This is a genomic window from Escherichia sp. E14V7 (assembly GCF_004212225.1).
Taxonomy (GTDB): Bacteria; Pseudomonadota; Gammaproteobacteria; order Enterobacterales; family Enterobacteriaceae; genus Escherichia.
Window position 1 is genome coordinate 257,547 of record NZ_RHJJ01000014.1, and the last position, 6,267, is coordinate 263,813.

The 6,267-nt window shown below is 50.8% G+C and carries 5 protein-coding genes and 2 tRNA genes; 6 read left to right on the forward strand and 1 reads right to left on the reverse strand.

Translation table 11 applies throughout. The annotated features are described in order from the left end of the window. Positions 1–2: 2 nt before the first annotated feature. From nagA to asnB, 4 genes are all read left to right on the forward strand, one after another. The gene (gene nagA, locus D9741_RS17230) at positions 3–1,151 is read left to right on the forward strand and encodes an N-acetylglucosamine-6-phosphate deacetylase (RefSeq protein ID WP_130215042.1); all 1,149 of its coding nucleotides are present in this window, start codon (positions 3–5) and stop codon (positions 1,149–1,151) included. Between the two features lie 8 nt (positions 1,152–1,159). Continuing rightward, positions 1,160–2,380 carry a DNA-binding transcriptional regulator NagC gene (gene nagC, locus D9741_RS17235; RefSeq protein ID WP_130215043.1) on the forward strand — a complete coding sequence of 407 codons (1,221 nt, stop codon included), beginning with the start codon at positions 1,160–1,162 and terminating at the stop codon, positions 2,378–2,380. Positions 2,381–2,427: 47 nt separating this feature from the next. Then, the gene (gene nagD / locus D9741_RS17240; protein ID WP_000153129.1) at positions 2,428–3,180 is read left to right on the forward strand and encodes a ribonucleotide monophosphatase NagD; all 753 of its coding nucleotides are present in this window, start codon (positions 2,428–2,430) and stop codon (positions 3,178–3,180) included. Between the two features lie 396 nt (positions 3,181–3,576). Beyond that, positions 3,577–5,241, forward strand: coding sequence for an asparagine synthase B (gene asnB, locus D9741_RS17245; RefSeq protein ID WP_000337066.1), 1,665 nt, complete (start codon positions 3,577–3,579; stop codon positions 5,239–5,241). 41 nt (positions 5,242–5,282) lie between these two features. On the opposite strand, the gene D9741_RS17250 is transcribed toward asnB, so the two are convergent. After that, entirely contained in the window at positions 5,283–5,720 is a 438-nt protein-coding gene (locus tag D9741_RS17250; RefSeq protein WP_130215045.1) for a hypothetical protein, read from the reverse strand. Between the two features lie 331 nt (positions 5,721–6,051). Between D9741_RS17250 and D9741_RS17260 the strand changes: the two genes are divergently transcribed. Beyond that, positions 6,052–6,128: transfer RNA gene (locus D9741_RS17260), tRNA-Met, on the forward strand. Between the two features lie 10 nt (positions 6,129–6,138). After that, positions 6,139–6,223, forward strand: a tRNA-Leu gene (locus D9741_RS17265). Positions 6,224–6,267: the final 44 nt, after the last annotated feature.

Genomic DNA, 6,267 nt, shown 5'->3' on the forward strand with positions numbered 1-6,267 from the left:
GAATGTATGCATTAACCCAGGGCCGGATCTTTACCGGTCATGAATTTCTTGATGACCATGCAGTTGTTATCGCTGATGGCCTGATTAAAAGCGTCTGCCCAGTAGCGGAACTGCCGCCAGAGATTGAACAACGTTCACTGAACGGGGCCATTCTCTCCCCCGGTTTTATCGATGTGCAGTTAAACGGCTGCGGCGGCGTACAGTTTAACGATACCGCTGAAGCGGTCAGCGTGGAAACGCTGGAAATCATGCAGAAAGCCAATGAGAAATCAGGCTGCACAAACTATTTGCCGACGCTTATCACCACCAGCGATGACCTGATGAAACAGGGTGTTCGCGTGATGCGCGGGTACCTGGCAAAACATCCGAATCAGGCGTTAGGTTTACACCTGGAAGGCCCGTGGCTGAATCTGGTGAAAAAAGGTACCCATAATCCGAATTTCGTACGTAAACCGGATGCCGCGCTGGTCGATTTCCTGTGTGAAAATGCCGATGTCATTACCAAAGTGACGCTGGCACCGGAAATGGTTCCAGCAGAAGTGATCAGCAAACTGGCAAATGCCGGGATTGTGGTGTCTGCCGGTCACTCCAATGCAACGTTAAAAGAAGCGAAAGCCGGTTTCCGCGCGGGGATTACCTTTGCCACCCATCTGTACAACGCGATGCCGTATATTACCGGTCGTGAACCGGGCCTGGCGGGCGCGATCCTCGACGAAGCGGACATTTATTGCGGTATTATTGCCGATGGTCTGCATGTTGATTACGCCAACATTCGCAATGCCAAACGTCTGAAAGGCGACAAACTGTGTCTGGTCACTGACGCGACTGCGCCAGCAGGTGCCAATATTGAACAGTTCATTTTTGCGGGTAAAACAATATACTACCGCAACGGACTTTGTGTGGATGAGAATGGTACGTTAAGTGGTTCATCCTTAACCATGATTGAAGGCGTGCGTAATCTGGTTGAACATTGCGGTATCGCACTGGATGAAGTGCTGCGTATGGCGACGCTCTATCCGGCTCGTGCGATTGGCGTTGAAAAACGTCTCGGCACTCTCGCCGCAGGTAAAGTGGCCAACCTGACCGCATTCACACCTGATTTTAAAATCACCAGGACCATCGTTAACGGTAACGAGGTCGTAACCCAATAAGAGAAAGTATGACACCAGGCGGACAAGCTCAGATAGGTAATGTTGATCTCGTAAAACAGCTTAACAGCGCGGCGGTTTATCGCCTGATTGACCAGCATGGGCCAATCTCGCGAATTCAGATTGCTGAGCAAAGCCAGCTTGCCCCCGCCAGCGTAACCAAAATTACGCGTCAGCTTATCGAACGCGGGCTGATCAAAGAAGTTGATCAGCAGGCCTCCACCGGGGGCCGCCGCGCTATCTCTATCGTCACCGAAACCCGCAATTTCCACGCAATCGGCGTACGTCTCGGTCGTCACGACGCCACCATCACCCTGTTTGATCTCAGCAGCAAAGTTCTGGCAGAAGAACATTACCCGCTACCGGAACGTACCCAGCAGACGCTGGAACATGCCCTGCTGAATGCCATTACTCAGTTTATTGATAACCACCAGCGCAAGCTGCGGGAGCTGATCGCCATTTCAGTGATCCTGCCAGGGCTGGTCGACCCGGACAGCGGCAAAATTCACTACATGCCGCATATTCAGGTGGAAAACTGGGGGCTGGTTGAAGCACTGGAAGAGCGTTTTAAAGTGACCTGTTTTGTCGGCCACGATATCCGCAGTCTGGCGCTGGCAGAGCACTACTTCGGTGCAAGTCAGGATTGCGAAGACTCCATTCTGGTGCGCGTGCATCGCGGAACGGGGGCAGGAATCATCTCTAACGGGCGCATTTTTATCGGCCGCAACGGCAACGTCGGCGAAATTGGCCATATTCAGGTCGAACCGCTGGGAGAACGCTGCCACTGTGGCAACTTCGGCTGCCTGGAAACTATCGCTGCCAACGCTGCCATTGAACAACGTGTGTTGAATCTGTTAAAGCAGGGCTATCAGAGCCGTGTGCCGCTGGATGACTGCACTATCAAAACAATCTGCAAAGCCGCGAACAAAGGCGATAGCCTGGCCTCGGAAGTGATCGAGTACGTAGGTCGTCATCTGGGCAAAACCATCGCCATTGCTATCAACTTATTTAATCCGCAAAAAATTGTCATTGCCGGTGAAATCACCGAAGCCGATAAAGTGCTACTCCCTGCTATCGAAAGCTGCATTAATACTCAGGCACTGAAGGCGTTTCGCACTAATCTGCCGGTGGTACGTTCTGAGCTGGATCACCGCTCAGCAATCGGCGCTTTTGCGCTGGTAAAACGCGCCATGCTCAACGGTATTTTGCTCCAGCATTTGCTGGAAAATTAATGTGCTTTTATAGTGGCGCTTATTGTTGTCAATATTCTGGGTAGTCCATGACCATTAAAAATGTAATTTGCGATATCGACGGCGTGCTGATGCACGATAACGTCGCCGTACCGGGTGCAGCGGAATTTTTGCACGGGATTATGGATAAAGGCCTGCCGCTGGTGTTGCTGACCAACTATCCTTCGCAGACCGGGCAAGATCTGGCGAACCGCTTTGCCACTGCCGGTGTCGATGTGCCGGACAGCGTGTTTTATACCTCCGCGATGGCAACCGCCGATTTCCTGCGTCGCCAGGAAGGCAAGAAAGCGTATGTGGTGGGCGAAGGCGCACTGATTCATGAACTGTACAAAGCTGGTTTTACGATTACCGATGTTAACCCTGATTTTGTGATTGTTGGCGAAACGCGTTCCTACAACTGGGACATGATGCATAAAGCGGCCTATTTCGTCGCTAATGGTGCACGCTTTATCGCCACCAACCCGGACACCCACGGGCGCGGTTTTTATCCCGCCTGTGGCGCGCTGTGCGCGGGCATTGAGAAAATATCCGGGCGCAAACCGTTCTATGTTGGTAAACCCAGCCCGTGGATCATCCGTGCAGCATTAAACAAAATGCAGGCCCACTCGGAAGAAACGGTGATTGTCGGCGATAACCTACGTACCGACATTCTGGCGGGCTTCCAGGCCGGTCTGGAGACGATTCTTGTGCTCTCCGGCGTTTCGTCGCTCGACGATATCGACAGCATGCCGTTCCGCCCAAGCTGGATTTACCCGTCAGTCGCTGAAATCGACGTTATCTGAATAGCAACCACGTCTCAGGGCGTGGTTGATATTGATGACAAACGCCAAACAGCCTGATGCGCTACGCTTATCAGGCCCACGCAGCTCCTGCAATATATTGAATTTTCATGCTTTTGTAGGCTGGATAAGGTGTTCACGCCGCATCCGGCATGAACAAATCGCACTTTGTCAGCAATTTGGCCCCCGTAAAATATAACCATTCAATAAAACCCGCTAAAAATTATCGATTCATCAATAAATACATCCTCACACCAGACCTTTTTTCACCAATCGACAATCACTATTACGTTTTTTATTTTTCGACCGCCAAATCTCTTGCGCACAGTGCTGCTTTGCGGCATTTTTTTAAACAAGCAAACACAACAAGCAACAAATACCAGGTTAACGGAGAAGGTTATGTGTTCAATTTTTGGCGTATTCGATATCAAAACAGACGCAGTTGAGCTGCGTAAGAAAGCACTCGAGCTGTCACGCCTGATGCGTCATCGCGGCCCGGACTGGTCCGGTATTTATGCCAGCGATAACGCCATTCTCGCCCACGAACGTCTGTCAATTGTTGACGTTAACGCGGGGGCGCAACCTCTCTACAACCAACAAAAAACCCACGTACTGGCGGTAAACGGTGAAATCTACAACCACCAGGCATTGCGCGCTGAATATGGCGATCGTTACCAGTTCCAGACCGGGTCTGACTGTGAAGTGATCCTCGCGCTGTATCAGGAAAAAGGGCCGGAATTTCTCGACGACTTGCAGGGCATGTTTGCCTTTGCCCTGTACGACAGCGAAAAAGATGCATATCTGATTGGTCGCGACCATCTGGGGATCATCCCACTGTATATGGGCTATGACGAACACGGTCAGCTGTATGTGGCCTCAGAAATGAAAGCGCTGGTGCCAGTTTGCCGCACGATTAAAGAGTTCCCGGCGGGGAGCTATTTATGGAGTCAGGACGGCGAAATCCGTTCTTATTATCATCGCGACTGGTTCGACTTTGATGCAGTGAAAGATAACGTGACCGATAAAAATGAACTGCGTCAGGCACTGGAAGATTCCGTAAAAAGCCATCTGATGTCTGATGTGCCTTACGGTGTGCTGCTTTCCGGTGGTCTGGATTCCTCAATTATTTCCGCGATCACCAAGAAATACGCCGCCCGTCGCGTGGAAGATCAGGAACGCTCTGAAGCCTGGTGGCCGCAGTTGCACTCCTTTGCTGTAGGTCTGCCGGGTTCACCGGATCTGAAAGCAGCCCAGGAAGTGGCGAACCATCTGGGTACTGTGCACCACGAAATTCACTTCACTGTACAGGAAGGTCTGGATGCCATCCGCGATGTGATTTACCACATCGAAACGTACGATGTGACCACTATTCGCGCTTCAACACCGATGTATTTAATGTCGCGTAAGATCAAGGCGATGGGCATTAAAATGGTGTTGTCCGGTGAAGGTTCTGACGAAGTGTTTGGCGGTTATCTTTACTTCCACAAAGCGCCGAACGCTAAAGAACTGCATGAAGAGACGGTGCGTAAACTGCTGGCTCTGCATATGTATGACTGCGCGCGTGCCAACAAAGCGATGTCAGCCTGGGGCGTGGAAGCACGCGTTCCGTTCCTCGACAAGAAATTCCTCGACGTAGCAATGCGTATTAACCCGCAGGATAAAATGTGCGGTAACGGTAAGATGGAAAAACACATCCTGCGTGAATGTTTTGAGTCGTACCTGCCTGCAAGTGTTGCCTGGCGGCAGAAAGAGCAGTTCTCCGATGGCGTCGGTTACAGTTGGATTGACACACTGAAAGAAGTGGCGGCACAGCAGGTTTCTGATCAGCAACTGGAAACAGCCCGCTTCCGCTTCCCATACAACACGCCGACCTCAAAAGAAGCGTACCTGTACCGGGAGATTTTTGAAGAACTGTTCCCGCTTCCGAGCGCCGCTGAGTGCGTGCCGGGCGGTCCTTCCGTCGCGTGTTCTTCCGCTAAAGCGATCGAGTGGGATGAGGCGTTCAAGAAAATGGACGATCCGTCTGGTCGTGCGGTTGGCGTTCACCAGTCAGCGTATAAATAAGACGTGTAATATTGCCCCGGAGAAATCCGGGGCAATTTCAGTTACTGGGGAGCTTGTTGATTCTGATACGCAGTGAGGAAATGTTCCGGATTTGCTACATCGCTGTCAGATAACTCATTATTGTAAGCGACTGACCAGGTTGCCGATTCCTCCGGGATATGCAGGCTTCCATTTCCCTCTTTCAGGCGTAATAACTCAAAAGATTCACCCTTGATTACAGCGGTATAAGATTTCTCACCTTCCTGTAATACTTTTACTTTGCAGCGAAAAATCTGACCATCGATGTCATTATCAACATGCGATACCTGAACGAGTGCCTCATTAGACGCTTTCGGCCCGATTCGCATCATCCACACCACAGCGCCTTCCTGCCCACGATAGCCAAAAACATATTTACCGATTTCCGGTTTGACCGTATCGGCAAACGCGGATTGCATAAGTAATAAAACACCCATCAACATCGTCATAAAACGCAGCATAGTATTCCCTCAATAAATCGCCTGAAGTGATAGCAGAGATGCAGGCGTAGCGATCCCTGCCCTGTCCTGTGCAACGGGCCAGTATTTCATAGATTAATTTCCCACCACTATTGTTGAATTCCGAATTTCATCCTGTGTGACAAAAGAATGGCTGTAAGGCAGGGGAAAAACACAAAGTAAACAATAATTGACGAATATAGCGCCACGCTGTTCGCAACCTAACCAAACAGTCACTTTCGAGCAATTTTCCTTGAAAAAGATGTTGACGCTGCAAGGCTCTATACGCATAATGCGCCCCGCAACGCCGATAAGGTATCGCGAAAAAAAAGATGGCTACGTAGCTCAGTTGGTTAGAGCACATCACTCATAATGATGGGGTCACAGGTTCGAATCCCGTCGTAGCCACCATCTTTTTTTTGCGGGAGTGGCGAAATTGGTAGACGCACCAGATTTAGGTTCTGGCGCCGCAAGGTGTGCGAGTTCAAGTCTCGCCTCCCGCACCATTCACCAGAAAGCGTTGTACGGATGGGGTATCGCCAAGCGGTAA